Here is a 25,428-nt window from a genome sequence, read left to right as displayed (position 1 = left end):
GGGGGTAAGCTGGCCGCATGTCCAGGAGAGGATCCCGCCCCAGCTTCCGGGACGAGGCGTTCGTCGTCCGGACCCACAAGCTCGGCGAGGCGGACCTCGTGATCGTCCTGCTCACGAGGAACCACGGCACCGTCCGTGGCGTCGCCAAGGGGGTGCGCAAGCCGAACTCCCGCTTCGGCTCCCGCCTCGACCGGTTCTGCCGCGTCGACGTGCAGCTCTACCCGGGCCGGGACCTCGCCTCCATCACGGACGCCGCGACGGTCGCGACGTACGCCCCGCAGATCGTCGCGGACGTCGACCGGTACTACGCCGCCACCGCGGCCCTCGAGGTCGCCCAGGTCACGGCGGGGGAGGACGGCGGGGAGATCTTCGACCTCCTCGACGCCGCGCTCGCCGACATCGCCGGGGTCCGCCCCGCGGCGCACCCGCTCCCGCCCCGGACCCTCGTCGACCGGTTCGTCCTCCACGCCCTCACCGTGGCGGGGTGGGCGCCGAGCCTCGTCGACTGCGCCCAGTGCGGGAAGCGGGGCCCGCACCGGGCGTTCCACCCGCTCGCCGGGGGCGCGGTGTGCACGGTGTGCCGTCCGCCGGGGTCCCTCACCCCGCCGCCGGCGGCCGTGCGGGCGCTGTGGTGGCTCGCCCACGGCCGGGACGAGGAGCTGTCCCGGCTCGCGGAGTCCGGGGACGGGGCGGACATCCTCGGCACCGCCCACGACCTGCTCGTCGCCCACGTGCGCCAGCAGGTGGAACGGCCGTTCTCCGCGTACGCCGCCGTGTGACACTCCTGAACCGGAACCCGACGCACTGTTTTCATTCCTCACCGGGACTGGCACAATGACACAGGTGAATTCCCGTTCCTCCGACCGCCCCCGCCCCGCCGACGTGAGCACCGCCGCGGCCGACGCGACCGCCGGGTCGACCGCCGCCGCGACCACCGCCGCGGAGCCCGCCGCCGACCCGGGCACGTCCGCCGCGCCGGCCGGGTCCCCGGTCCCGGTCCCCGCCGAGTTCGTGCCCCGGCACATCGCCGTCGTCATGGACGGCAACGGCCGGTGGGCCCAGCAGCGGGGCCTGGAGCGCACGGAGGGCCACCGGCGGGGGGAGGCCGCCCTCATGCGGATCGTCGACGAGTGCCTCGACCTCGGCGTCGACTACCTCTCGGCGTACGCGTTCTCGACGGAGAACTGGCGGCGCAGCGCCCAGGAGGTGAGGTTCCTCATGGGCTTCAACCGGGAGGTGCTGCGCCGGCGCCGGGACGAACTCGACCGCAAGGGCGTCCGCGTGCGCTGGGTCGGCCGCCGTCCGCGCCTGTGGCGCAGCGTCATCAGCGAGCTCCGCCGGGCGGAGGAGCAGACGAAGGACAACACCCGCCTGACCCTCGCCATGTGCCTGAACTACGGCGGCCGCGCCGAGATCACCGACGCCGCCCGGGCGCTGGCGGAGGACGTCCGGGCCGGGGACCTGCGGCCGGCGGACATCACGCAGGACGTGTTCGCGCGCTACCTGGCGGAGCCGGACATGCCGGACGTCGACCTGTTCCTCCGGCCGTCCGGGGAGATGCGGACGTCGAACTTCCTCCCCTGGCAGTCCGTGTACGCCGAGATGGTGTACCAGGATGTGCTCTTCCCGGACTACACCGGCGCCCACCTGAGGGAGGCCGTCCTGGAGTTCGCGCGCCGGGACCGCCGGTTCGGCGGGGTGGAGAAATGACCGGGGCCGGGGACCACCGCGGGTCCGGGGCCGGTCCCGGTGGGGGGCCCGACGGCGACGCCGTGCCCGCCGCACCGACCGGGGAGACCCCGACGCCCCGCCAGATCGCCCGCTGGCGGCGCTACCTCGCCAACGAGCGCGCCGAGGGCGCGGTCTACCGCGAACTCGCGCGGAAGAAGACCGGGGAGGAGCGGGCGATCCTCCTCGCGATCGCGGACGCCGAGGCCCGCCACGAGGACTACTGGCGCACCCGCCTCGGCGAGTACGTCGGCCTCCCCCGGAAGGCGAGCCCCGGGACCCGGGTCATGGCGTGGATGGCACGTCGGTTCGGGTCGGTGTTCGTCCTCGCGCTCATGCAGTCCGCCGAGACCCGCAACGACTACATCCAGGACAACGACGCCTCGGAGCGCATGGCGGCGGACGAGGCGATCCACGCCGAGGTCGTGCGCGGCCTCGCCTCCCGGGGGCGGGCGCAGATGTCCGGCAACTTCCGGGCGGCCGTGTTCGGGGCGAACGACGGGCTCGTCTCCAACCTCGCCCTCGTCCTCGGTGTCATCGGCTCCGGAGTGAGTTCGCACGTCGTGCTCGTCACCGGTGTCGCGGGGCTGCTCTCGGGGGCGTTGTCGATGGCGGCGGGGGAGTATGTCTCGGTGAGTTCGCAGCGGGAGCTGCTCGCCGCGTCGACCCCGGACCCGGAGGCGTCGGAGGCGGTGCCGAAGCTCGACGTCGACGCCAACGAGCTCGCGCTCGTCTACCGCGCCCGCGGCATGGAGCCGGAGGAGGCGCGGGTCAAGGCCGCGCGGGTGTTCGCCGACCTCGTCCGTCACGCCGGGCCGGCGGGGACGGGTGGTGCGCCGGCGGATGCCGTCGGCGAGGGGTCCGGGGCCGGTGGGGCCACCGGCGCGCCCACCGGTGAGGTCCTCACCGAGGGGGCCGGCACCGGCGAGGGGGCCGGTGGGGAGGGGTCCCGGCCCGCCATTTTCGACGCCGTCGACCGCCAGGCCCGGGAGGACATCGACGCGGAGGACGCGACGGGCAGCCCGGTGTCGGCCGCCCTGTCGAGCTTCCTCTGCTTCGCCGGCGGCGCGGTCGTCCCCGTCCTGCCGTTCATCCTGGGGCTCCAGGGGACCGCGGCGGCGGTGCTGAGCTGCGTGCTCGTGAGCGTCGCGCTCATGCTCACCGGTGGGCTCGTCGGCCTGTTGTCCGGGATGTCCCCGGGCCGACGCGCGCTGCGGCAGTGGGTCATCGGGATGGGGGCGGCGGCCGTGACCTACGGTCTCGGCGCGCTGTTCAACGTCACGACGGGCTGAGCCCGGGTCGCGGGGGCGCTGTGCGGCGTCGGGGCGGCGTCGTCCCCGGTCGTGCCGCGACAGGATGCGCCGGGACCGGCTGAGCCTGCGGCGCGGGCGGGGGCGTCGTCAGGGCGTGCCGGACGCGGAGCAGTCCGCGCAGAGCCCGAAGATCTCGGCCGTGTGGCCGGTGCGGGTGAAGCCGTACCGGGAGGCGATCTCGTCGGCCCACTCCTCGACGGGCCCGCCGTCGATCTCGACGGTGCGGCGGCAGTTCGTGCACACGAGGTGATGGTGGTGGTCGTCCGTCGAGCAGCTCCGGTAGAGCATCTCCCCGCCGTCGTCCTGGAGCGTGTCGATCATGCCGAGCTCGTTGAGCTCCTGGAGGGTCCGGTAGACCGTCGTGAGACCGACCTTCTTGCCCTCCCGGGTGAGCCGCGCGTGGATGTCCTGGGCGCTCGCGAAGGTCGTCTGTCCCTCGAGGATCTCGATCACGGCGGCGCGCTGGCGGGTGTTGCGCTGACCGATCCTGGGCTTCGGGGCTGTGGGTGTCATGTCGTGTCCTCCGGTCTGGCCGTCCAGTCGACCTCGGTCAAGGCTAGCGTTTTCATCAAGCGCTTTCCACACGCCTGCGGCGGCGACGGTGCCCGCGCCGTGCCCGTTGACCAGCGCGGTATCCCGGTCGCGGATCCGGTCGGGCCGGACATTTGACAGCTGCACCGGACAGGGGCTAGATTGGGTCCAGTTCCCCTGGGACGGCGTTATCCCCCCCCCTACGCAACGTCCCAATCAACGGGGAACAGGCCCCATTCTCTTCGGAGGACAGTGCGGCCGGGACCCGCGGAGTTTACCCCCCCCCAATCCGCGGGTCCTTTTTTAATGCCCGGATGAGAATGCGTGCACCGGGCGGACACCGCCCGGTGGCCCGCCGCCGCGGCAGGGGAGCGCGGGTGGTGGTGGCCGACAGGGCGGGCGGTAGGATGTACGTGACTCTCGACCGGGGGCGGACGCCCCGGTGCCGGCGGCCCGGACCGGGCACGTCGGCGGGATGACACACGACCGTCACCGACCTCTTTCAAGGAGTGCACAAGCATGGCCGCAAGCAGCATCGACACCGTCGTCAACCTCTGCAAGAGGCGCGGACTGGTCTTCCCCTGCGGTGAGATCTACGGCGGTACACGGTCGGCCTGGGACTACGGTCCGCTCGGCGTGGAGCTGAAGGAGAACCTCAAGCGCCAGTGGTGGCGGCACATGGTCACGGGCCGCCGGGACGTCGTCGGCCTCGACAGCTCCGTGATCCTGCCCCGGCAGGTCTGGGAGGAGTCCGGGCACGTCGAGGTCTTCTCGGACCCGCTCGTCGAGTCCCTCCACACCCACAAGCGCTACCGCGCGGACCACCTCCTCGAGGCCTATGAGGAGAAGCACGGCCACCCGCCGGCGAACGGTCTGGCCGACATCAACGACCCCGAGACCGGCGAGCCGGGCAAGTGGACCGAGCCCCGCGAGTTCTCCGGGCTGCTCCGCACGTACCTCGGCCCGGTGGCGGACGAGGAGGGCCTGCACTACCTCCGCCCGGAGACCGCCCAGGGTATCTTCGTGAACTTCAAGAACGTCATGACCTCGGCGCGGATGAAGCCCCCGTTCGGCATCGCCCAGACGGGCAAGTCCTTCCGCAACGAGATCACCCCCGGCAACTTCATCTTCCGGACCCGCGAGTTCGAGCAGATGGAGATGGAGTTCTTCGTCAAGCCCGGCGAGGACGAGGAATGGCACCAGTACTGGATCGACGACCGGCTCCAGTGGTACATCGACCTCGGCATCGACCCGGAGAACCTGCGGCTCTACGAGCACCCGAAGGAGAAGCTGTCGCACTACTCCAAGCGCACCGTCGACGTGGAGTACGCGTTCAACTTCGCCGGGTCCCGCTGGGGTGAGCTGGAGGGCATCGCCAACCGCACGGACTACGACCTCTCCGTGCACGCGAAGGGCTCGGGGGAGGACCTCAGCTACTTCGACCAGGAGCTCAACGAGCGCTGGACCCCGTACGTCATCGAGCCGGCGGCCGGCCTCGGCCGGGCGATGATGGCCTTCCTCGTCGACGCGTACCACGAGGACGAGGCCCCGAACACGAAGGGCGGCGTGGACAAGCGCGTCGTCCTGCGCCTCGACCGGCGGCTGGCCCCGGTGAAGGTCGCGGTGCTGCCGCTGTCGAAGAAGGACACGCTCACGCCGACGGCGGAGAAGGTCGCCGCGGACCTCCGCGGGTTCTGGAACGTGGACTACGACACCTCCGGGGCGATCGGCCGCCGCTACCGCCGCCAGGACGAGATCGGCACCCCGTTCTGCGTCACCGTCGACTTCGACACGCTCGAGGACCAGGCCGTGACCGTCCGTGAGCGGGACACGATGACCCAGGAGCGCGTGAGCCTCGACAAGCTCCGCGGCTACCTCGCCGAGCGGCTCGCGGGCTGCTGACGCCCGAGCCCCCGACCCCCACCCCCCGACCCCGGAAGGGACGCACAGTGAACACCGACATCCGTTGGGCCCTGCCCGATGACGGACACACCTTCCCGATCTACGCCGGGCCGACCACGGACATGGACCGGGTCGCGGAGTACTCGGAGGAGAGGGGGGTCTCGACGATCCGCTTCGGCGGCGACACGTGGTCCCTCACCGCGGACAAGGGGCCGGAGGCGTCCGCCGCGACGATGTCCGGCACGTTCACCGCGACCGGTGACGCCGCGACCTTCGCCCGCTCCCGCACCGTCCGGTGCGTGGCGGACCGGCACACGGTCACCGTCGAGGCGGAGTCCCGCCGCCAGTTCGTCCTCGACATCGACGGGGTGAAGGCCGGCCAGTTCACCAGCGAGAACCGGGGCCTGAAGAACCTGCACGTGCAGTTCGAGGGGCCGGGGGAGGCCCTGCCGCTCGACGTCCAGGTGTTCCTCAGCTGGGTCGCCCGGCGGTGCATGGAGACGCGGGTGCTCAACGGCACGTTGGCGTGGACGGTCGGGCTCATCATCCTCGTGCCGTTCATGATCGCCGTGTTCATGGGGCTGCTCTAGCCGCCCCGGGCGCGGGGCGCCCGCGGGGTGGGGGTCCGGCCCCGGCAGAGGCGCCCGACCGGCACCGCGCCCGCGCCGGGCGCGGGCGCGGAGGGGGGCGTCGGACCTAGAAGCTGTCGCCGCCGCCGAAGTCGCCGAACCCGCCGCCGCCGAAGTCGCCGCCCCCACCGCCGCCGAACCCGCCGCCGCTGAAGCCACCGCCCCAGCCGCCGTGGCCGCTGAGCAGTGACCCGAGCACGAGGCCGGTGACGATGTCGCCGCCCCCGCCACCACCACGGTGGGAGTTCCGGCGGGTGAAGTCCTCGATGTCCCGCTGGGCGAGCGTCGCCGCCTCCCGGGCGAGGCCGCTGGCCCGCTGCGCGAGGACGAAGGCGTCCCGCGGGCGGGGGTCGCGCAGCCGCGTCGCCTCGTCGAGGGCCTGCCGCGTGGACTCCGCCGCGGTCCGGGCGTCCACGCCGATGATGGAGCCCCGGGTGTGGATCGTGTCCTCCACCGCGGTGAGCTGCTGTTCGGCCTGCATGGCCGTGCGGTCGACGAGCTCGACGGTGTGGCGGTAGTCGCTGACGACGCCCCGGGCCTCGTCGAGCCGGATGTCCAGCTCACCGTCGGCCTCGAGCAGGTCGGAGTACGTGCCGAGCGGGTCGGAGTCCCCGCGCCCCCGGGCGGCGTCGAGTGCGGTCCGGGCTCGGTCGACGGCCGTGCGCAGTGCCGCCCGGTCGATGTCCGCCTGCCCGGCGGCCAGCCGGTCGGCCTCCGCGATCTCGTCGTCGACCTCCGCGATGAGGGAGGAGAGGTTCGTCCGGGCCTCCGTGAGCCGCTCCTCGGCCCGCTCGACGGCGGTGAGCAGGCTCTCCGCCTGGTCGCACGCCATCCGGGCCGCGCCGAGGGCGTCGATGAGCCCGCCCTGCTGTCCGGCGGGGCGGGACGCGAGCTCGCGGCCCCGGTCGAGGACCCGGTCCGCCTCGTCGAGCGCGGACTCCGCGAGGTCGGGGTTGTCCGCGACGGACGTGAGCAGCGCGGCGTCGACCCGCCCGCTGAGCTGGTCGAGCGTGCGCCGGGCCGCGGGGATCCGGGCGCGCAGGTCGACCGTCGCCTGCCGGGTGCGGTCGAGGAGGTCCGGCGCGTCGATGAGCTTGCGGCGCAGGTCCGCGAACTCGGCGGCCCGGCCGTTGAGCTCGTCGTCGGCCAACCCGCAGGAGGAGACGATGTCGATGAGCATCGCGCGCTCCTCGTCCTCCCCGGAGGCGAGACCGGAGCGGAGGCGCTCGTTGACCCCGTAGGCGCGGTTGAGCGTGGACCGGGAGTTCTCCAGCGCCTGGCGGAGACGGCGGGTCCGGTCGTCGCCGAACTCGCCCCGGGCGACCTCGTACTCGCGGGCGCCCTTGCGGATCGACTCGTCGGTCGACTGCAGCTCCTCCTGCGCGAGCTGCCGCAGCACGGGCGTGGGCTGCCGGGCGAGGTCCGGCGTGGAGCCCGGGGCGATCGACCGCGCGGCCTCCAGCTGCCGCTCCTCGTCCCGGCGGCGGCGACGGCGCGACCACAGCAGGGCCCCGCCGCCGCCACCGACGACCGCGACGCCGGCGGCCCCCATCCACACGTACGTCGACGCCGGCGTCGTGTCCGCGGCGACGTCCGCCGCGGCCTCCGCCGCGCCGGCCCAGTCGTCGTCGGCGAGCTTGTCCTTCATCGCCTTCTTGACGTCGGAGGCGAAGGAGTTCTTCACGCCGCGGCCGATGTCACCGTTGATCTGCCGGTGGGCGACGTCGACGACGACCACGGCCGTGTTGTCCGACGGGTCCTGCCGGCGCAGCTCCTGCGCGAAGGCCTTCGGGTCCCCGTCCACGGACGGGACGAAGACGAGGTAGAGCTTCGTGCCCGTCTCCTTGATCCCGGACCGGAGCTTGTCCGTGATCGACGCCGTGTCCGCGCCGTCGAGGACCCCGGCGGTGTCGATGAGCTGCCGGTCGAGGGTGATCGACGACGCCCGCACCGCGGTGGTCGCCGCCGGTGCGGCGGACGCGGCCGGGGTGGGGAACAGCCCACCGGGCCCGCCGTCCGGGGTGCCGGCGAGTCCGGTGCCGACGACGGCCGCGGCGGCGAGCGCCGCCCCCGTGAGCCCGACGGCGGCGAGCCGTGCGGGCAGGGACCGTCCCGCCGTCCCGGCGGTGTCCCGGGCGGCGCGCCGGCGCGCCGGGAGGGAACCGTGTTCACCCGTGGTGACGTGCGCGGTTCCGGAGTGTGTGTGGAAATGCAGGGACATGGGCACAAGGGTAGTGGAAGTCCGGGCCACGCTGCGTATCGTGGTCGGCATGGCTGTGCTCAACGCGCTCAGGATCGTCGGTGCCGGTGCCCGGGGGATCATCTACGCCGTCTTCGGCACGGTCCTGCTGGCGGTCGTCGTGTCCGTCGGTGTGGCCGGTCACGTGTGGGCGCACGCCCGGGACGACGACACGTCCCCGGCGGACACCATCCTCGTCCTCGGCGCGGCGCAGTACGACGGCCGCCCGTCGAACTGGTTCGCCGCGCGGCTCAACCACGCCGCCGACCTCTACGGGCGGGGCGTCGCCCCCCGGATCGTCACGGTCGGCGGCAAGCTCGCCGGGGACTCCTACACCGAGGCCGAGGCCGGGGCCGCGTACCTCCGGGACAAGGGCATCCCCGGCGACGCGATCTCGACGCTGCCGACCGGCAGTGACACGCTCGAATCCGCCAAGGCCTTCGGGACGGCGGCGAAGGAGAACGGGTGGGGCAGCGTCGTCGTCGTGACCGACCCCGCCCACTCCCTCCGCGCGACCGAGATGGTCGGGGACCAGGGGGTCCCGGCCCACGCCTCGCCGACGCGGGAGGGCCCGGCGGTGGCGGGCCGGTCCGCCCAGCTGTCGAGCATCATCCACGAGACCGGTGGCCTGCTGTACTACAAGGTGACGGACAAGGCCGGCAGCGACTACACCGTCGACGCCCTCAAGGCCCTCGCCGACGAGGCGACGGGCCCGTGACCGCCGGCCGGGTGCACCACCGGGGCGGCCCCTGACCCGCGCCGGCGCCGCGCCCCCCGCGGCCGCCCCCGCGCCCGAGCCCCCTGAGCCCTGACCCGCCCTGACCCACCCCTTCCCGCGACCGAGGACCGAGGATGCCACGCCCGTTCACGTACTCCGCCCACGACACGGCGAGAATCCTGCCGGTGACGCCGAAGACCCTCGGCCTCGCCGGTGCCGTCCCCGACCGCCGCGACGACTTCGACCGGGACCGCGCCCGGGTGCTCCACAGCGCCGCGCTCCGCCGGCTCGCGGACAAGACCCAGGTCGTCGGCCCGGGGGAGGGGGACACGCCCCGGACCCGGCTCACCCACTCCCTCGAGGTCGCGCAGATCGCCCGCGGGCTCGGCAAGACCCTCGGCGTCGACGCCGACCTCGCGGACCTCGCCGGCCTCTGCCACGACATCGGCCACCCGCCGTACGGGCACAACGGTGAGCGCGCCCTCGACGACGCCGCGGCCGACTGCGGCGGATTCGAGGGAAACGCCCAGACACTGAGAATTCTCACCCGGCTCGAACCGAAGACGGTCAGTCCGGACGGGGTGAGTTGCGGACTGAACCTCACCCGCGCCTCTCTCGACGCGGCCTGTAAATACCCCTGGGGACCCGTCGACGCGGACGGGACGCGGCGTCGGAAATACTCGGCCTACGCCGAGGACCTCCCCATTCTCGAATGGATCCGGGAGGGCGCCCCCGTCGGACGGCAGTGCCTCGAGGCACAGGTCATGGACTGGGCGGACGACGTCGCCTATTCCGTCCACGACGTCGAGGACGGAATTCTCTCCGGGCGCGTCACCCTCGCCGTGCTGTGGGACCTCGTGGAACTCGCCGCCCTCGCCGAGAAGGGGGCGCGGGCGTTCGGGGGCGACCCCGCCGAACTGCTCGAGGCCGCGGACCGGCTGCGGTCCATGCCCGTCGTCGCGCGGGCGGCGGACTTCGGAGGCGGCCTCGGTGACCTCGTCGCGCTGAAGTCGATGACGAGCGAACTCGTGAGCCGGTTCGTCACCGCCGCCGTGAGCGGCACCCGGGCGGTCCACGGGGACGGGCCGCTCGGCCGGTTCGCGGCGGACCTCGCCGTGCCGGACACGGTGCAGGCGGAGGTGGTGCTGCTGAAGTCCGTCGCCGTCCTGTACGTCATGGACGAGGACCGTCACCTCGCCGAACAGGAGCGGCAGCGCGACCGGATCTTCCGCGTCACCCGGTACCTGGCGGAGGGCGCGCCAGGCAGTCTCGACCCGCTGTTCCGGCCGTGGTGGCTCGAGGCGGAGACGGACGCCGCGCGGATGCGGGTCGTCGTCGACCAGGTCGCCTCCCTCACGGAGTCGCGGATCGAGCGGCTGGACCGGGGCATCTCCGGGGTGAGCGTCGCCTGGGGGTGACCGGCGGGGCGCGCGGGGCCGGCGCCGTCCGGGGGTGACGGGCGGGCTGCCCGGGGCCGGCGTCGCCCGGGGGTGACGGGCGGTGCCCCCGGCCGGGCACGGGGGGAGCGGGTGTGGGGGCTGCGGCGCGACGGACCTATTGACGCCGCGGGGACGGGTCATTAATTTTCCCCTCCGTACAATTCCGCACCGTCGCCTCCGTCATTTATCCCCACCGTGATTTATCCCCACCGTGGCCGACCGGCGTCGTGCCCTGTTCTTTTCGACTGCCGTCACGGAGGACGACAATGACCGAGAAAAAACCCCGTCCGGACAATTCGGATTCGGTGTCCCCGCTGATTCCCGCCGCCCGGTCCATTGCGTGGAGTGCCGTCATCGCGGGGACGCTCGCCGTCCTCCTCGACGGTTTCGACTCCGCCGCGATGTCGTTCCTCATCCCGACGCTGGCCCACCAGTGGGGCGTCGCGCCGCAGTACTTCACCGTCCCGCTGACCCTGACGAACATCGGCGCGGTCCTCGGCTTCCTCGCCTGCGGTCGGCTCAGCGCGCGCGTCGGCCAGCGAACGGTGCTCATCGGCGGCACGGCGTGGTTCGGCCTCGCCACGGTGCTCACCGCGCTCGTCCTGCCGACGCAGCTGCGCATCCTCCTCGACGTCACCCGGTTCCTCACCGGCCTCGGCCTCGGCGCGGTGCTGCCCGCCGCGATCGGCCTGGCGGTCGCCCGGTCCGGGGAGGAGCGTCGCCACGGGGTGTCCGCCGGCGTGGCCCTCGGCATCATCGCCGGTGGGGCCGTCGGTGGCATGGTCGGCGGCCCGCTGATCCGGACCGTCGGGGCGACCGGGGTGTTCTGGGTGGCGGGCCTGCTGCCCCTCGTCCTCGCCGCCGTCATCGCCGCCGTGCTCCCGGCGGTCGGGGCCGAGCGGGCCGCGGCGACCGGCGACGCGGACGCCCGCGAGGAGCACCGCCGGCAGGCGGAGGTCGGCCGGATGCTCGAGCGCGGGCTGCGGGTCCGCACGCTCCTGCTGTGGCTGTTCTCCTTCGCGGTGTTCATCGCCGTCTACGCGCTCATGTACTGGATCCCCACGCTGCTGCTCGCGTTCGGTTTCACGCCGGAGCAGGCGCCGAAGGGCACGGCGGTGTTCGGCCTCGGCGGGGTCGTCGGCGGGGCGCTCATGGTCCCGGTCGTCGCCCGGACCGGGATCCGGCGGGCGCTCGTCGTCGCCCCGGTCATCGGTGGTGTCGGGGCGGTCGCCGCGGCGAGCGCCCACGTCCCGGCCGCGGTCACCCTGCTCCTCGTCGCGGGGGCGGGTGTCGGTGTCACCGCCTGCCAGGTGGGCCAGCTCGTCGCGGCCGTCGCCTTCTACCCGGCGGGCACGCGGACGACGGCCGTCGCGTGGACGTCGGCCGCCGGGCGCATCGGGTCGATCGTCGGCCCGGCCGTCGGCGGGATCCTGCTCGGCCTCGGGCTGTCCGGCCAGGACGTGCTGCGGCTCGCGGTCGTGCCCCTGGCGGTCGCGTTCGTCGCCGCGGTCGGGCTGGCCGTCGTCTCGGTGCGGGACGCGCGGGCCGGCCGCGGGCACGGTGACGCGGGCGGGGCGGGTGACGCCGGTGACGCCGGCCGGACCGCCGCCGCCGGGGCCGTGACCCCCTGATCCCGGTCACGACCGCCGCCGGGGCCGTGACCCCGTGACCCCGTGACCCCGGCTCACCGGGGGAGGGCGGGGGCCTCCTGGTCCTCGGCGTCGGGGATGGCGCAGAAGCTCGCGTAGTGGTCCCCGGTGTAGTACCAGACGTCCGGGTCCGTCCGGGTCCCGCCGCCGACGACGATCCGGCGCGCGCCCCGCGTCCGGGCCCCGGGGGTGTCCACGGTGTACTCCCGGTAGTACGACGACGCCTCCGACGGCAACGCCCCCTCGTAGTTGCCGAAGTGCTTCCCGTCGTCCCCGGGGTGGCGGGGCGGCGCGCCCGCGAGGATCTCGTCGATGACGGCGTCGGCCTCGCCGGGCAGCGTCGTCACCGGGCAGGTCCCCGACAGTCCCCGACCCTCCCGGCCACCCTGCCCGGCCCGACCGGACCCTCCGGCCCCTCCGGACCCGCCGTCCTGACCCGGCCGGTCACCGCGCCCGCCCTGCCCCTGCGGGGAATGCGACGACGGTGACGACCCCTGCCCGGGGCCGTCCCCGGTGACCTCCGTGTACCCGAACGCGCCGAGAGCGGCGACCGCCACCGCGGCGAGCGCCCCCGTGACCGCGCGGGAGCGTCGGGACCCCCGGCCCCGACCCTGTGAACCTGCTGCCATGACCACACAGTGAACCACACCGGCCCGTCGGCGGCGAGCTCCGCCGGGGGTTGCCCCGGTGGCTATCATGGGCCCATGCCCAAAGGCCGTATCCCGGAACGCGACATCGCGGCGATCCGCGAACAGACCCCCATCGAGGAGGTCGTGGCCGACTACGTCCAGCTCACCCCGGGAGGCGTGGACTCGCTCAAGGGCCTGAGCCCCTTCAAGGACGAGAAGACGCCGTCCTTCCACGTCCGGCCGAACAAGGGGTACTTCCACTGCTTCGCCACCGGGGAGGGCGGGGACGTCTTCTCCTTCCTCATGAAGCTCGAGCACCTGAGCTTCCCGGAGGCCGTCGAACAGTGCGCCGAACGGATCGGCTACCGCATCACCTACGAGGGCGGCGGCCCCGGGCGGCGCGTCGAACCCGGCACCCGCCAGCGGCTCATCGCCGCGAACAAGGCGGCCCAGCAGTTCTACCGGGAACGCTACGAGGACCCCGACGACGAGGGCGCCGCGGTCGCCCGCCGCTTCCTCGCCGACCGGGGCTTCACCGACGCCCACGCCGAACGCTTCGGCTGCGGCTACTCCCCGGGCGGCTGGGACACGCTGACCAAGCACCTGCTCCGCAAGGGCTTCTCCGCGAAGGAGCTCGAGGAGGCCGGGCTGAGCAAGATGGGCTCCCGCGGGCCCATCGACCGCTTCCACCGCCGGCTCATGTGGCCGATCCGCAGCGCCGCCGGGGACGTCATCGGCTTCGGCGCGCGGAAGCTCTTCGACGACGACACCCTCGGCAAGTACATGAACACCTCCGAGACGATGCTCTACAAGAAGTCGAAGGTGCTCTTCGGCATCGACCTCGCCCGCAAGGCCATCGCCGCCGGCCACCAGGCCGTCATCGTCGAGGGGTACACCGACGTCATGGCCATGCACGCCGCCGGCGTCGACACCGCCATCGCCGCGTGCGGCACGGCCTTCGGCGCGGACCACCTCCAGGTCCTCCGCCGGTACATGCTCGACGACCAGTTCTTCCGCGGCGAGATCATCTACACCTTCGACGGCGACGAGGCCGGGCAGAAGGCCGCGATGCGCGCGTTCGACGGCGACCAGCAGTTCGCCGGCCGGTCCTACGTCTCCGTCGCCCCCGACGGCATGGACCCCTGCGACGTGCGCCTCGAACGCGGCGACGCCGCCGTGCGGGACATCATCGCGCGCCGGGTGCCCATGTTCGAGTTCGTCATCCGCACGATCCTCGCCGGGTACGACACGCACAGTGTCGACGGCCGCGTCCACGCGATGCGCCGCATCGTGCCCGTGCTCGCCGGGATCCGGGACGACGCCCTCCGCGACGAGTACGCCCGGCAGGCCGCCGGCTGGATCGGCTGGGCCGACCCGAACGACCTCGTCGCCCAGGTCCGGGAGGAGGCCCGCCGGGGCGGCGGCGCGACGCCGACGGTCGAGCTGAAGAAGGGCGCGGCGCGGCTGGCCCGCGAGGCCGGGGACCGTCCGAGGCTCCACGCGGTGACGGGGATGGAGCGGCCCGACCCGGCCGACGAGCACCTCTCCGCCGCCCGGGAGGTCCTTAAGCTCGGCCTCCAGGAGCCGCAGCTCGCCGGGGCGCTGTTCGACCTCCTGCCCCCGGAGGGCTTCAGCCACCCCACGTACGTCGCGGTCGCCCGCGCGGTCGCGGAGGCGGGAGGGTGCGCCGCCGCGTCCGGTGGGGTGGAGTGGATCGACGCCGTGAGTTCCGGCGTGGACGACGTCATGGGCCGGGCCGTCGTCAGTGAGTTGGCGGTGGAGGACATCCACTGCCCGTCGGACCGCCTGCCCTACTACGCCGACGCGGTGCTCGCCCGCCTGCAGGAGCGGTGGGTCGGCAACGAGATCGCGGAGATGAAGGCGTCCCTGCAGCGGATGCGGCCGGACACGGACCACGACGCGTACACGTCCGTCTTCGCCGACCTCATGGCGCTGGAGAAGTACCGCCGGTCACTGCAGGAGCGGGCCGCGGAGTACGGCGCGCTGCGGGACTGACGGCGCGGCGCGCCGCGGGGTCACACCGCGCGCCGCGGGGTCAGCGGTCGCGCCGCCGGCCGCGCCCGCGGCGGTCCGTGGAGCGGTCCCCGCCCTCGATCCGGTCCTGCTCGTGGGGCGTGCTGTCCGGTTCGACGATCTGCGTGCCGTCGAGGTCCCGGCGCAGGTCGCGGACCTCGCGCATCCGCGGCTCGGGGTCGAGCCGGTCGGCGATGGCCTTGCGCCCGGCCCGGACGGCCGCCCGGGTGGCGGGGGAGTTCACGGCGGCCTCGTAGCCGCGGCGGATCTGCTCGTAGCGGCGGCGGCCCGCCTTCGTTCCCATGAGGTACCCTGCTGCTGCACCGACGACCAGCTGGATCATGCTGCGGTCCTCCTTCATGTCCGGGGTCCGGCACGGGCGGCGCGCGGGGGGCCGCACCGTGAGGTGCCGGGGGTGCGCGCGCGGGGCGCGCGGAGAGTCGTCGCCCATCATACGTGACCCCGGGGACGGTGCCGGTCCGGGTGGCGGACGCACCCCGCCGGCTCAGCTGAAAACAGGTCCCGATAAACGGCGTCTGACGTGCACCGACAGACTGTGCCACCATGGGGAGCGGCCGTCCGGGGCCCGGTGGGCCGCGCCGCAGGGGGGTGGCCGTCGGACCCCGGAGACAACAGCACGCGAGGAGGAGCCATGCCGTCCACCGTCAGAGGTGTCATCGCCCGGGAGAAGGGTGCGGACGTCGAACTCGTCGACGTCGTCGTCCCCGACCCGGGACCGACCGACGTCGTCGTCACCGTCCGGGCCTGCGGGGTGTGCCACACCGACCTCGCCTACCGTGACGGCGGGATCACCGACGACTTCCCGTTCCTCCTCGGCCACGAGGCGGCGGGCGTCGTCGAGTCCGTCGGCGACCGGGTGACCCACGTCGAGGTCGGCGACGTCGTCGTCCTCAACTGGCGCGCCGTGTGCGGCGAGTGCCGCGCGTGCCGCCGCGGCGAGCCCCAGTACTGCTTCGACACCCACAACGCCTCCCGGCGGATGACCCTCACCGACGGCACGGAGCTCGAACCCGCCCTCGGCATCGGCGCGTTCATCGAGAAGACCCTCGTCCACGAGGGCCAGTGCACGAAGGTCGACCCGGACACCGACCCGGCCGTCGCCGGGCTGCTCGGCTGCGGGGTCATGGCCGGGCTCGGCGCCGCGGTGAACACCGGCCAGGTGCGCCGCGGGGAGTCCGTCGCCGTCATCGGCGCCGGTGGGGTGGGCATGGCCGCCGTCGCGGGGGCCCGGCTCGCCGGGGCGACGACGGTCATCTGCGTCGACCTCTCCGCGGAGAAGCTCCGCCGCGCGGCCGACTTCGGCGCGACGCACACCGTCAACCCCGCCGACCTCGACGGCGACCCGGACGCCGAGGGTGAGGACCACCCCGTCGTCACGGCGATCCGGGAGCTCACCGACGGCTACGGCGCGGACGTCGTCGTCGACGCGGTCGGGCTGCCGGAGACGTTCCGGCAGGCGTTCTACGCCCGTGACCTCGCCGGCCGCGTCGTGCTCGTCGGCGTCCCGACCCCGGAGATGGAGCTCACGCTGCCGCTCCAGGACGTCTTCAGCCGGGGCGGGGCGGTGAAGAGCTCGTGGTACGGCGACTGCCTCCCGGAGCGGGACTTCCCGCTCTACGTCGACCTCTACCGGCAGGGCCGGTTCCCGCTCGACCGGTTCGTCGACGAGCGGGTCGGCCTCGACCAGGTCAACGAGGCCTTCGAGACGATGAAGGCCGGGCAGGTCCTGCGGTCGGTGGTGGAGCTGTGAGCGCCGACGGGGTGACCGGCGGGAACGACGGGCACGGCGGGCACGACGGCGGGGTGACCGGCGGGCTCAGCGCGACCGGGCTGCGCATCGACCGCGTCCGCACGAGCGGCGTCTTCGCCCTCGACGGCGGGGAGTGGGAGGTCGAGAACAACGTCTGGGTCGTCGGCGACGACACGGAGTGCGTCATCGTCGACGCCGCGCACGACGCCCGGCCGATCGTCGACGCCGTCGGCCGCCGGGAGGTCCGCGCCGTCCTGTGCACCCACGCCCACAACGACCACGTCACCGTCGCCCCGGAGCTCGCCCGGACGCTCGACACCCGCGTCCTCGTCCACCCGGGGGACCAGATGCTGTGGGAGGAGACGCACCCGGGGGTCGCGCACGAGGACTTCGCCGACGGGCAGGAGGTCACGGTCGCGGGGACGACGCTGCGCGTCGTCTCCACCCCAGGACACTCCCCGGGGTCGTGCTGCCTGTACCTCCCCGAGGCGGACGTGCTGTTCTCCGGGGACACGCTCTTCGAGGGCGGGCCCGGGGCGACCGGCCGGTCGTTCAGCGACTTCCCGACGATCATCGCGTCGATCCGGGAGTCCCTGCTCACGCTCCCCGGGCGGACCGAGGTCTACACCGGGCACGGGCCGTCGACCCGCATCGGTGACGAGGCCCCGCACCTCGAGGAGTGGATCGCCCGCGGCCACTGAGCCGGTTCCCGCGGGGCATCCGCGGTCGCCGGACTCTTCCGCGCGGTCACCGGACCCTTCCGCGCGGCCACCGGGTCGGCCCGCGCGGCCACCGGGTCGGCCCGCGGACCTTGCGGTTCATATACCCCCTAGGGGTACAGTCGGCCGCATGGCGACCATCGACCTCGACATCACCGGCATGACGTGCGCGAGCTGCGCCAACCGCATCGAACGCAAGCTCAACAAGATCGACGGTGTCTCCGCGAGCGTCAACTACGCCACGGAGAAGGCCCACGTCGACAGCGGTGATGTCCCCGTCACCGCCGCGGACGTCATCGCCACCGTCGAGAAACTCGGCTACGGCGCGACCGTCCCTGCCCCGCCCCGGGCGGCCGCACCGGCCCGCGACGACGCGGCCGGCGCCACCGGCGACGGCGACCCGGCCGCCGGCGCCGAGGACCCGGAGCTCCGCACGCTCCGCCAGCGCCTCACCGGCGCCGTCGTGCTCACCGTGCCGGTGATGCTCATCTCGATGATCCCGCTGCTCCACTTCCCGAACTGGCAGTGGATCTGCCTCACCCTCGCGTCCCCGGTGTACGTGTGGGCCGGCTGGCCGTTCCACCGGGCGACCCTGCTCAACCTGCGCCACGGCCAGGTCACCATGGACACGCTCATCAGCGTCGGCACGACCGCCGCGTACCTGTGGTCCCTCTACGCCCTGTTCAGTGACGGCGGGGCGCACATCTACCTCGAGTCGACGGCCGCGGTCGTCACGTTCATCCTCGCGGGGAGGTACGTCGAGAAACGGGCGAAGCACCGGGCCGGTGACGCCCTCCGGGCGCTGACGGAGCTCGGCGCGCGGGACGTCGCGGTGATCCGGGACGGGCGGGAGGTCCGCGTGCCCGTCGACGACCTCACCGTCGGGGCGCGGTTCGTCGTCCGGCCCGGGGAGAAGATCGCGACCGACGGCACGGTCGTCGACGGGGCCTCCGCCGTCGACGAGTCCATGCTCACGGGGGAGTCCGTGCCCCGGGAGGTCGGGCCGGGCGACACCGTGACCGGGGCGACGGTCAACGCCGGCGGCCGGCTCGTCGTCGAGGCCGTGCGCGTCGGCCGGGAGACCCGGCTCGCGCAGATGGCCCGGCTCGTCGAGGAGGCCCAGTCCGGCAAGGCCCGGGTCCAGCGGCTCGCCGACCGGGTGTCGACGTGGTTCGTGCCGACCGTCATCGTCCTCGCCCTCGCGACGCTGGCGGTGTGGCTGCTCACCGGCGCCGCCGTGGAACAGGCGTTCACCGCCGGTGTCGCGGTGCTCATCATCGCCTGCCCCTGCGCGCTGGGCCTCGCGACGCCGACGGCCCTGCTCGTCGGCACGGGGCGTGGTGCGCAGATGGGCGTGCTCATCCGCGGCCCGGAGGTCCTGGAGTCCACCCGCGCGGTGGACACCGTCGTCCTCGACAAGACCGGCACCGTGACCACCGGGCGGATGGCGCTCGCCGACGTCCGCCCCGCCGCGGGGTACGACCACGACGACGTGCTGCGGCTCGCCGCCGCCGTCGAGGCGAACTCGGAGCACCCCGTCGCCCGGGCGGTCGTCGACGTGTGGACCGCCGGCAGCGGGGCCGACGGGCGCGACGTCCCCGTCTCCACCGGGTTCCGGAACGTGCCGGGGCGCGGGGTGGAGGCGACCGTCGACGGCCGGCGGGTGACCGTGGGCCGGGGGTTCGTCGACGTCCCGGACGGGGCGGTCGAGGGCGTGCCCGTCGGCACGACCGTGCACGTCGGCGTCGACGACACGTGGGCGGGGTGCCTCACCGTCGCCGACACCGTGCGGCCCGACAGTGCGCAGGCCGTCGCCGAGCTGCGCGGCCTGGGGCTCCGGCCGGTGCTGCTCACCGGGGACAACGCCCGGGTCGCGGAGGCCGTGGGGGAGGCCGTGGGGATCGACGACGTCATCTCCGGGGTCATGCCCGAGGACAAGGTCGACACCGTGCGGCGGCTCCAGTCCGGAGGGGCGGTCGTCGCCGTCATCGGTGACGGTGTCAACGACGCGGCGGCGCTCGCCCAGGCGGACCTCGGGCTGGCGATGGGGACCGGGACGGACGTGGCCATCGAGGCGGCGGACCTCACGCTCGTGCGCGGCGACCTCCGGGCGGCCGTGGACGCGGTCCGGCTCGCCCGGCGTACGCTGGGCACGATCAAGGCGAATCTGTTCTGGGCGTTCGCGTACAATGTCGCGGCGATCCCCCTCGCGGCGCTGGGCCTGCTCGACCCGATGATCGCGGGGCTGGCGATGGCCCTGTCCAGCGTGTTCGTCGTGACGAACAGCCTGCGGCTGCGTGGCTTCCGGTCCGTCGTGGACGACGCCGGACGCGCGTGACCCGGGGCGCGCGGCCCGGGTCCGGTGGTGCGGGCCAGCGGCGCGGCGTGGGTGCGCGGTACCGTGTGCGGGCACGGCAGCGGGGACGCGATCGACGGACGACGACGAGGAGGGCCGCTGGTGACACAGCAGCAACAGTAGGAACCCGGGGACACGACGCCCCCGGCGGACGCGGAACCGCAGACGACGGGTGGCTCGGCCGACTGCGCCGGCTGCGACGCCGACGGGCCGCAGGGCTACGGGTACACCGGGGACAAGAAGCGCTACCTCGCGCGGCTCCGCCGGATCGAGGGGCAGGTCCGCGGCATCCACCGGATGGTCGAGGAGGACCAGTACTGCATCGACGTGTTGACGCAGGTCGCGGCCCTGCAGTCGGCGCTCAAGGGGGTGGCGCTCGCGCTAATCGACGATCACATGCAGCACTGCGTGGTCAACGCCGCGAAGGCGGGCGGTGAGGAGGCCGAGGCGAAGCTCGCGGAGGCGTCCGCCGCCATCGCGCGCCTCGTGCGCTGACCGGCGTTCCGGGGTCACGGCGTGGTGCGCCGTGACCGTCATGTGTCAGCGACCGGCAGTCCCGGGTCATGCGCCGCCGCCAGATGTCAGTGACTGGCAGTTGGGGGTCAGAAAACACCCGATTTTTGACCCGGCGCTGCCAGTGACTGCCATGAGAGGGAGGGCGGGACGGTGACGGCGCCCGGTTTTTGCCCCGGCGCTGCCGGTGGCGGGCACCGGTGGCGCGCGGCGCGGTCAGGCGGCGGGGGCCGGTTCGTCCGCGCGGCGGTCCATCTCCCAGACGAGCACCTCGGACGGGGCGGACGCGGTGAGCGTGAGGGCTCCCGCGCCGGTGAGTCGGACGGCGTCGCCCTCCGAGAGCGTGGTCCCCGCACCGGATCCGGAATCGCCGGTGAGCTGCTCGGATGCGGGGCCGCCGACCGTGACCTCCCCGGTGGCGACGAACACGTGGACGTACGGTGCCTCCCCGTCGGTCGCGGTGAGGGTCTCGCCCGGTGTCATGTGCGCGACGCGGAACACCGCCCCGGTCGTGCCGGTGCGCAGCGGGTTCGGTGCCGTGGGGGAGGCGGTGTCGTCGCGGAGGCGGGCGTCGTCGTCCCCCTCCCGGTCCGGGCCGACGGCGACGGTGACGAACCCGCCGGCGGCGAGGGCGGCGGAGAAGTCCGCCTCGGCGTGGCGGGGCGTGGTGCCCGTCCGGTCCGGCGGGAGCCACACCTGGATCACCCGGAGCGACCGGCCGCTGGTGAACCCGTTGGCGTTGACCTCGGAGTGCCGCACCCCGGACCCGGCGCTGACGTGCTGGGACATCCCCGGGGTGAGCAGGAGGTCGCGGCCGTCGGAGTCGCGGTGGCGGACGCGGCCGTCGATGATCCAGGAGACGATCTCGACGTCCCGGTGCTGGTGCATGTCGAAGCCCTCGCCGGGGGCGACGACGTCGTCGTTGTGGACGAGGAGCAGGCCGAAGGCGTTGCCGATGAAGTCGGAGTTGCCGGTCGCGGCGAAGGACTGCCGGGAGCGGACCTCCGCCCCGGGCCAGATGTGGCGGTCGGCGGACCGGATCACGAGCGCGTGCGGCGTGAGAGTAGATGACATGTCACCTACCCTACGCCGGTGGGGCCTTCCGGGCGTACCCGGGTGGTAGCGTGACGCCTGGGAACACACCGCCGGGACCACCCGGGCCACCCCGGGAACGCACCGTCGGGGCCACCCGGGTCACCCCGGGAACACACCGCCGGGACCACCCGGGGCACCCCGGCACCCGGGCCGGGCCACCCCGCCGAGGAGGAGCGATGACCACAGACACAGGCGGGGCGGGCGTCGACGCGACGGACCGCGCCCTGGCCCGGGAACTCGAACGCGACCCGCTCGCGAGCGTCGCCACCCTCGCCGGCCGGATCGGCGTCAGCGAACGCACGGCCGCCCGGCGCTACCGCCGGCTCACCGACCGGGGCCTCGTGCGGGTCGTCGCGCGGACCCTGCCGGGGTTCGAGGGGCGGGTGTCCTGGCTCATCCGCGCGTGGAGCGACACGACGTACGTCAGCCAGCTCGGCGTCGTCCTCGCCCGGCAGCCGCGCACCCGCTGGGTGCGGACGTCCGTGGCGCGCGACGAGCTCGTCTGCGGTCTCGTCTCGGCGCCGCACCACGACGACCCGGTCCTCGGGGGCATCGCCGACGACCGGCGGACGCACCGCGTCGAGGCACTGCAGCTGCTCCAGGTGTGGACGGTCAGCGGGGCGGAGGCCGTGGAGTGGCCGGCGCACCGCCTCGACGACGTCGACCGGGCCGTCATCCGCGAACTCCGCGCCGACGGGCGGCGGCCGCACCGGACCGTCGCGGCGGCGGCCGGGGTCGACGCCACGACCGTCACCCGCCGCATCCGGCGGCTCGTGGACACGGGGGTGCTCTACCACGAGGCGGAGATCGCCCCGGAGCTGCAGGGACTCAGCGTCGACGCGATGGTGTGGGTCACCGTCGCCCCCGGCCGCATCCGGGAGCTCGCCGCGGACCTCAGCCGGCACCCCTTCTGCCGGTTCGTCGCCGCGACGTCGGGGAGGTTCACCCTCGCCGTCAACGTCGTCGCCCCGGGGCTGCGGGAGCTCGTCGAGTTTGTCGACGGACACCTCTCCGGGTACGGCGTCACCGCCCAGGAGGTCGTCCCCATGGGCCGCGTGCTCAAACGTGGTGCCCGGTGAGCCGGCGGCGCGGGCGGCCGGCGGCCTGAACCGGCGGGCCGGCGCGAGCGGGCGGCGCGGTCCGGTGCCCGGTGAGCCGGCGGCGCGGCCCTAGTCCCCGACGAGCACCCGCGGGTTGAGCAGCCCGTCCGGGTCGAGCGCGGCCTTCACGCGGCGCTGGACCTCCGCCACCGCCGGGCCGACCAGGTCCGCGACGGCGTCCCGCTTGTCCGCGCCGACCCCGTACTCGCCGGCGACCGCGCCACCGAGGGCGGCGGCCTCCGCGCGCAGCGTCGCGGCGACCCCGGCCGCGCGCCCGGCCGACGCCCCGTCCGTCGGGTCGAACGGGATGACCGGGTGGACCACGCCCTCGGCGGCGTAGGCGTAGGTGAGGACCTGCTGGCCGGCGTCGGCGGCGACGCGGCGGACGGTGCCCAGGTACGCACCGACGGCGGGGAGGGGGACGACGACGTCCTCCACGATCATCGCGTACCGGCCCTCGAGGGCCTCGTACATGGCCGACCGGGGGCGGCTCACCGCCTCGGCCTGCCGGGCGTCGTCGGTGGTGAAGACGTCGGCTGCACCGTGGTCCCCGCAGATCCGCGCCATGAGCGCCGCCCCGGACTCCTCCGACGCGGCGTAGAGGACGGCCTGCGTCGACTCCTCCAGCCCCATCGGGACGGCCTGCTCGGCGACCTCGAGCGCGGTCCGGTCGAGGATGACGAGGTCGGACGGCAGGAGCCGGTGCGCGATGTCCGCGGCGGCCGCCGCCGCGTCGTCGACGTCGGTGAAGAACGCCGCGACGGTGTGCTGCGGCGCGGGCGCGGGGAGCAGGCGGAGCGTGACCTCGGTGACGACCCCGAGCGTGCCCTCCGAGCCGATGAACAGGTCCAGCAGCGGCACCCCGGCGGACGCCTTCCGGGACGGGCCGCCGAGGACGAGGACCGTGCCGTCGGCGAGGACGACGCGCAGGGCGACGACGTGCCGGGCCGTCGACCCGGACGCCGTGCCGGACGGGCCCCCGGCGTTCGTCGCCACGTTGCCGCCGACGGAGCAGAAGTCCGCCGAGGTCGGGTCCGGCGGGTAGGCCAGGCCCTCCGCCGCCGCGGCCGCGCGCACCGCCCCGGTGACGGCCCCCGGACCGGCGGTGACGGTCATGGCCGCGGCGTCGACCGCGATGCCGTCCATCGCCTCGAGGCTGAGGGTCACCGCGCCCTCGACGGCGGTCGACCCGCCGACGACGCTGCTCCCGGCCCCGCGGGGGACGACCGGCACGTGGTGGGCGGTCGCGAACCGCATGACCGCGCGGACGTCGTCCTCGTCCCGGGCCCGGACGACCGCGAGCGGGGTCCCGGCGCCGGGGTCCATCGTGCGGTCACGACGGTAGCCCTCGACGATGTCCGGGTCGGTGACGACGGCACCCGGGGAGAGGGCGTCGGTGAGGGCGCGCAGCAGGTCGTCGCGCGTGGCGGGGGTGGTCTCGGCGGTGCTCATGCGGTCTCCGGTCGGTCGGTGCGGGTGGGTGCGGGTGGGTGCGGTGCGGTGCGCGTACGGGGTGCGTACGGGGTGCGGGCGGTCAGGCGGGGTGCGGTGCGGTCCGGGGCGGCGGTCGCCGGTGGTGGCGCGGCGGGCCCGGGGACGGGCGGCGGCGGGTGGGGACGTGGGCCGGGGGAGGGCGGCGTCGTCCCTAGACCGCGTCGAAGTCCCCGCGGGCGTAGGCCTCCTGGATCTCCTGGAACCGGCCCGACCGGGCGATGTCCCGCAGCTCGGCGGGGCTCTTCTCGGCGATGCCGCGCTCCGTGGCGTTGAGGCGGCGGTTGGCCAGGACGACCTCGGTCGTGCGGGGGCGGCGCTCCTCCTCGTAGGCGGCGAGGGCGGCGGGCACGTCGTCGACGGGGCGGCCGTCGTCCCCGGCGAGGTGGGCGGCGGCGGACACCGCGTCGAGGATCGCCTGCGACCCGCCGTTCGCGCCGATCGGGTACATCGGGTGCGCCGCGTCCCCGAGGAGGGTGAGCCGGCCCTCGCCCCAGGACGACAGCGGCTCCCGGTCGACCATCGGGTAGGTGAGGACGTCCGAGGAGTCGGCGATGAGACCCTCGATGTCGAGCCAGTCGAAGCCCCAGCCGCGGTAGGCCGGGACGACGTCCGCCGGGTCCGTCGGGATGTTGCGGATGCCGTCGTCGCCGAGCTCGGTCGGGTCGTGGTCCGGGACCATCGCGACCCAGTTGATGAGCGACCGGCCGGCCGCCGCGGCCTCCGCGGAGATCGGGTAGGCGAGGAACCGGCGTTCGTCGTCGCCGTAGACGAGGACCATCGACCGGCCGTCGAGGAACGGGGAGTCGGCGTCGCAGGTGCCCCGGTACATCGTCGTGCCCTCCCAGAGGTACGGCTCGTCCCCGCCGTGGAGCGACGCCCGCAGCGCGGAGTGCACGCCGTCGGCCCCGAGCACCGCCCGCGCCCGGTGGTCGCCGGCCGACCCCGTGTGGACGGTCACCCCCTCCGCATCCCCGCTCACGCCGGTCACCCGGGCCCCGGTGACGACGGAGCCCTCGGGGAGGCGCTCCGTCACGGCGTCGAGCAGCATCATCTGGAGCCGGCCGCGGTGGACGGAGAACTGACGGGCGTCGCCGCTGAACGTGCGGCGCGACAGCTCCGTGCCGTCCTGCGTGAGGTAGACCGCCTGCGAGGTCGGGATCGCGACGGCCTCGAGCCGGTCGCGCAGGCCGAGGTCGGCGAGGGCCTCGGCCGCCGCGGGCTGGAGGTTGATGCCGACGCCGAGCGGGCGGAGCTCGTGGGCGGCCTCGAGGACGGTGACGCTGAGGCCCCGGGCGTGGAGGGCGAGGGCGGCGGTGAGGCCGGCGATGCCGGCCCCCGCGACGACGACGTCCGTGTCCGTGGCGGGCGTGGTGTCAGCGGTGTTCGTGGTGTCAGCGGTATCCGTGGCGGGCGTGGTGCTGGCGCCGGGCGTGGTGGGGGTGGTCATGGGTGGTGACCTTTCGTCGGGGATGGTGGTGGTCGGTGGTGTGGTGGAGTCCTGGGTGCCGGTGGTGCCGGTGGAGTGGTGGTGTGGTGGAGCGTGGTGGTCGGTGGTGTGGTGGAGTCCCG

At 74.2% G+C, this 25,428-nt stretch carries 20 protein-coding genes and 1 pseudogene; 14 read left to right on the top strand and 7 right to left on the bottom strand.

Annotated features, from left to right (window positions below):
* Window positions 1–17: 17 nt before the first annotated feature.
* The 3 genes from recO (at window position 18) to CBOVI_RS07160 (ending at window position 3,020) form a co-directional block, all read left to right on the top strand.
* On the top strand, window positions 18–779 hold the full coding sequence (gene recO, locus CBOVI_RS07170; protein WP_010268469.1) for a DNA repair protein RecO: 762 nt from the start codon (window positions 18–20) through the stop codon (window positions 777–779).
* 103 nt (window positions 780–882) lie between these two features.
* Complete coding sequence (locus tag CBOVI_RS07165) at window positions 883–1,710, top strand: isoprenyl transferase (RefSeq protein WP_375781334.1); 828 nt, start codon at window positions 883–885, stop codon at window positions 1,708–1,710.
* On the top strand, window positions 1,707–3,020 hold the full coding sequence (locus CBOVI_RS07160; RefSeq protein ID WP_010265674.1) for a VIT1/CCC1 transporter family protein: 1,314 nt from the start codon (window positions 1,707–1,709) through the stop codon (window positions 3,018–3,020). Before CBOVI_RS07165 ends, CBOVI_RS07160 begins: the two co-directional genes overlap by 4 nt.
* Before the next feature lie 108 nt (window positions 3,021–3,128).
* Here CBOVI_RS07160 and CBOVI_RS07155 read toward each other — a convergent pair whose 3' ends face one another.
* The gene (locus CBOVI_RS07155) at window positions 3,129–3,554 is read right to left on the bottom strand and encodes a Fur family transcriptional regulator (RefSeq protein WP_010265670.1); all 426 of its coding nucleotides are present in this window, start codon (window positions 3,552–3,554) and stop codon (window positions 3,129–3,131) included.
* Window positions 3,555–4,091: 537 nt separating this feature from the next.
* Between CBOVI_RS07155 and CBOVI_RS07150 the strand changes: the two genes are divergently transcribed.
* Window positions 4,092–5,474, top strand: a complete 1,383-nt coding sequence (locus tag CBOVI_RS07150; protein WP_010265668.1) for a glycine--tRNA ligase — start codon at window positions 4,092–4,094, stop codon at window positions 5,472–5,474.
* 47 nt (window positions 5,475–5,521) lie between these two features.
* Window positions 5,522–6,064, top strand: coding sequence for a hypothetical protein (locus CBOVI_RS07145; RefSeq protein ID WP_010265666.1), 543 nt, complete (start codon window positions 5,522–5,524; stop codon window positions 6,062–6,064).
* A 106-nt stretch (window positions 6,065–6,170) separates the two neighbouring features.
* On the opposite strand, the gene CBOVI_RS07140 is transcribed toward CBOVI_RS07145, so the two are convergent.
* On the bottom strand, window positions 6,171–8,324 hold the full coding sequence (locus CBOVI_RS07140) for a TPM domain-containing protein (protein WP_125187293.1): 2,154 nt from the start codon (window positions 8,322–8,324) through the stop codon (window positions 6,171–6,173).
* 49 nt (window positions 8,325–8,373) lie between these two features.
* On the opposite strand from CBOVI_RS07140, the gene CBOVI_RS07135 reads away from it, so the two are divergent.
* The 3 genes from CBOVI_RS07135 (at window position 8,374) to CBOVI_RS07125 (ending at window position 12,130) form a co-directional block, all read left to right on the top strand.
* The gene (locus CBOVI_RS07135; protein ID WP_043363006.1) at window positions 8,374–9,060 is read left to right on the top strand and encodes a YdcF family protein; all 687 of its coding nucleotides are present in this window, start codon (window positions 8,374–8,376) and stop codon (window positions 9,058–9,060) included.
* A 134-nt stretch (window positions 9,061–9,194) separates the two neighbouring features.
* Complete coding sequence (locus CBOVI_RS07130; protein ID WP_010271535.1) at window positions 9,195–10,478, top strand: deoxyguanosinetriphosphate triphosphohydrolase; 1,284 nt, start codon at window positions 9,195–9,197, stop codon at window positions 10,476–10,478.
* A 287-nt stretch (window positions 10,479–10,765) separates the two neighbouring features.
* Window positions 10,766–12,130: an MFS transporter gene (locus CBOVI_RS07125; RefSeq protein WP_125187294.1), complete on the top strand. Its 1,365-nt coding sequence runs from the start codon at window positions 10,766–10,768 to the stop codon at window positions 12,128–12,130.
* Between the two features lie 53 nt (window positions 12,131–12,183).
* Here the strand turns inward: CBOVI_RS07125 and CBOVI_RS07120 are convergent, their stop codons facing one another.
* Complete coding sequence (locus CBOVI_RS07120) at window positions 12,184–12,777, bottom strand: guanyl-specific ribonuclease (protein ID WP_083825977.1); 594 nt, start codon at window positions 12,775–12,777, stop codon at window positions 12,184–12,186.
* A gap of 75 nt (window positions 12,778–12,852) precedes the next feature.
* On the opposite strand from CBOVI_RS07120, the gene dnaG reads away from it, so the two are divergent.
* On the top strand, window positions 12,853–14,793 hold the full coding sequence (gene dnaG, locus CBOVI_RS07115) for a DNA primase (RefSeq protein WP_010265385.1): 1,941 nt from the start codon (window positions 12,853–12,855) through the stop codon (window positions 14,791–14,793).
* A gap of 40 nt (window positions 14,794–14,833) precedes the next feature.
* Here the strand turns inward: dnaG and CBOVI_RS07110 are convergent, their stop codons facing one another.
* A complete protein-coding gene (locus CBOVI_RS07110) occupies window positions 14,834–15,154 on the bottom strand; it encodes a hypothetical protein (protein WP_050798184.1) in 321 nt (106 codons plus the stop codon).
* A gap of 309 nt (window positions 15,155–15,463) precedes the next feature.
* Here CBOVI_RS07110 and CBOVI_RS07105 point away from each other — a divergent pair, with 309 nt between their 5' ends.
* The 4 genes and pseudogenes from CBOVI_RS07105 to CBOVI_RS07090 all read left to right on the top strand — a co-directional run.
* Window positions 15,464–16,582: an S-(hydroxymethyl)mycothiol dehydrogenase gene (locus CBOVI_RS07105; RefSeq protein ID WP_010265390.1), complete on the top strand. Its 1,119-nt coding sequence runs from the start codon at window positions 15,464–15,466 to the stop codon at window positions 16,580–16,582.
* Window positions 16,579–17,283: an MBL fold metallo-hydrolase gene (locus CBOVI_RS07100; RefSeq protein ID WP_010265393.1), complete on the top strand. Its 705-nt coding sequence runs from the start codon at window positions 16,579–16,581 to the stop codon at window positions 17,281–17,283. The genes CBOVI_RS07105 and CBOVI_RS07100 overlap by 4 nt, the downstream gene beginning before the upstream one ends.
* A gap of 148 nt (window positions 17,284–17,431) precedes the next feature.
* Window positions 17,432–19,639 carry a heavy metal translocating P-type ATPase gene (locus CBOVI_RS07095; RefSeq protein ID WP_010265396.1) on the top strand — a complete coding sequence of 736 codons (2,208 nt, stop codon included), beginning with the start codon at window positions 17,432–17,434 and terminating at the stop codon, window positions 19,637–19,639.
* A 237-nt stretch (window positions 19,640–19,876) separates the two neighbouring features.
* Window positions 19,877–20,152, top strand: a pseudogene (locus CBOVI_RS07090) (metal-sensitive transcriptional regulator); the annotation flags it as partial.
* 234 nt (window positions 20,153–20,386) lie between these two features.
* Here the strand turns inward: CBOVI_RS07090 and CBOVI_RS07085 are convergent.
* A complete protein-coding gene (locus CBOVI_RS07085) occupies window positions 20,387–21,244 on the bottom strand; it encodes a pirin family protein (RefSeq protein ID WP_083825975.1) in 858 nt (285 codons plus the stop codon).
* Between the two features lie 197 nt (window positions 21,245–21,441).
* Between CBOVI_RS07085 and CBOVI_RS07080 the strand changes: the two genes are divergently transcribed.
* The gene (locus tag CBOVI_RS07080; protein ID WP_010265406.1) at window positions 21,442–22,344 is read left to right on the top strand and encodes an Lrp/AsnC family transcriptional regulator; all 903 of its coding nucleotides are present in this window, start codon (window positions 21,442–21,444) and stop codon (window positions 22,342–22,344) included.
* Between the two features lie 90 nt (window positions 22,345–22,434).
* Here the strand turns inward: CBOVI_RS07080 and CBOVI_RS07075 are convergent, their stop codons facing one another.
* Together CBOVI_RS07075 and CBOVI_RS07070 are read right to left on the bottom strand one after the other, a co-directional pair.
* Window positions 22,435–23,817: an FAD-binding oxidoreductase gene (locus CBOVI_RS07075; RefSeq protein ID WP_125187296.1), complete on the bottom strand. Its 1,383-nt coding sequence runs from the start codon at window positions 23,815–23,817 to the stop codon at window positions 22,435–22,437.
* A gap of 193 nt (window positions 23,818–24,010) precedes the next feature.
* Window positions 24,011–25,306 carry an FAD-dependent oxidoreductase gene (locus CBOVI_RS07070; protein ID WP_010269917.1) on the bottom strand — a complete coding sequence of 432 codons (1,296 nt, stop codon included), beginning with the start codon at window positions 25,304–25,306 and terminating at the stop codon, window positions 24,011–24,013.
* Window positions 25,307–25,428: the final 122 nt, after the last annotated feature.

Source organism: Corynebacterium bovis DSM 20582 = CIP 54.80, from assembly GCF_030408615.1.
GTDB classification, from domain to species: Bacteria; Actinomycetota; Actinomycetes; order Mycobacteriales; family Mycobacteriaceae; genus Corynebacterium; species Corynebacterium bovis.
This window is presented reverse-complemented; position numbering and strand designations above follow the sequence as displayed.

Bases quoted from the DNA above. Each gene is read 5' to 3' on its own strand.
- CBOVI_RS07085 (WP_083825975.1), bottom strand. From the start codon at position 21,244: ATGTCATCTACTCTCACGCCGCACGCGCTCGTGATCCGGTCCGCCGAC.
- CBOVI_RS07095 (WP_010265396.1), top strand. From the start codon at position 17,432: ATGGCGACCATCGACCTCGACATCACCGGCATGACGTGCGCGAGCTGC.
- CBOVI_RS07070 (WP_010269917.1), bottom strand. From the start codon at position 25,306: ATGACCACCCCCACCACGCCCGGCGCCAGCACCACGCCCGCCACGGAT.
- CBOVI_RS07140 (WP_125187293.1), bottom strand. From the start codon at position 8,324: ATGTCCCTGCATTTCCACACACACTCCGGAACCGCGCACGTCACCACG.
- CBOVI_RS07105 (WP_010265390.1), top strand. From the start codon at position 15,464: ATGCCGTCCACCGTCAGAGGTGTCATCGCCCGGGAGAAGGGTGCGGAC.
- CBOVI_RS07110 (WP_050798184.1), bottom strand. From the start codon at position 15,154: ATGATCCAGCTGGTCGTCGGTGCAGCAGCAGGGTACCTCATGGGAACG.
- CBOVI_RS07160 (WP_010265674.1), top strand. From the start codon at position 1,707: ATGACCGGGGCCGGGGACCACCGCGGGTCCGGGGCCGGTCCCGGTGGG.
- recO (WP_010268469.1), top strand. From the start codon at position 18: ATGTCCAGGAGAGGATCCCGCCCCAGCTTCCGGGACGAGGCGTTCGTC.
- CBOVI_RS07150 (WP_010265668.1), top strand. From the start codon at position 4,092: ATGGCCGCAAGCAGCATCGACACCGTCGTCAACCTCTGCAAGAGGCGC.
- CBOVI_RS07080 (WP_010265406.1), top strand. From the start codon at position 21,442: ATGACCACAGACACAGGCGGGGCGGGCGTCGACGCGACGGACCGCGCC.
- CBOVI_RS07120 (WP_083825977.1), bottom strand. From the start codon at position 12,777: ATGGCAGCAGGTTCACAGGGTCGGGGCCGGGGGTCCCGACGCTCCCGC.
- dnaG (WP_010265385.1), top strand. From the start codon at position 12,853: ATGCCCAAAGGCCGTATCCCGGAACGCGACATCGCGGCGATCCGCGAA.
- CBOVI_RS07155 (WP_010265670.1), bottom strand. From the start codon at position 3,554: ATGACACCCACAGCCCCGAAGCCCAGGATCGGTCAGCGCAACACCCGC.
- CBOVI_RS07130 (WP_010271535.1), top strand. From the start codon at position 9,195: ATGCCACGCCCGTTCACGTACTCCGCCCACGACACGGCGAGAATCCTG.
- CBOVI_RS07135 (WP_043363006.1), top strand. From the start codon at position 8,374: ATGGCTGTGCTCAACGCGCTCAGGATCGTCGGTGCCGGTGCCCGGGGG.
- CBOVI_RS07125 (WP_125187294.1), top strand. From the start codon at position 10,766: ATGACCGAGAAAAAACCCCGTCCGGACAATTCGGATTCGGTGTCCCCG.
- CBOVI_RS07075 (WP_125187296.1), bottom strand. From the start codon at position 23,817: ATGAGCACCGCCGAGACCACCCCCGCCACGCGCGACGACCTGCTGCGC.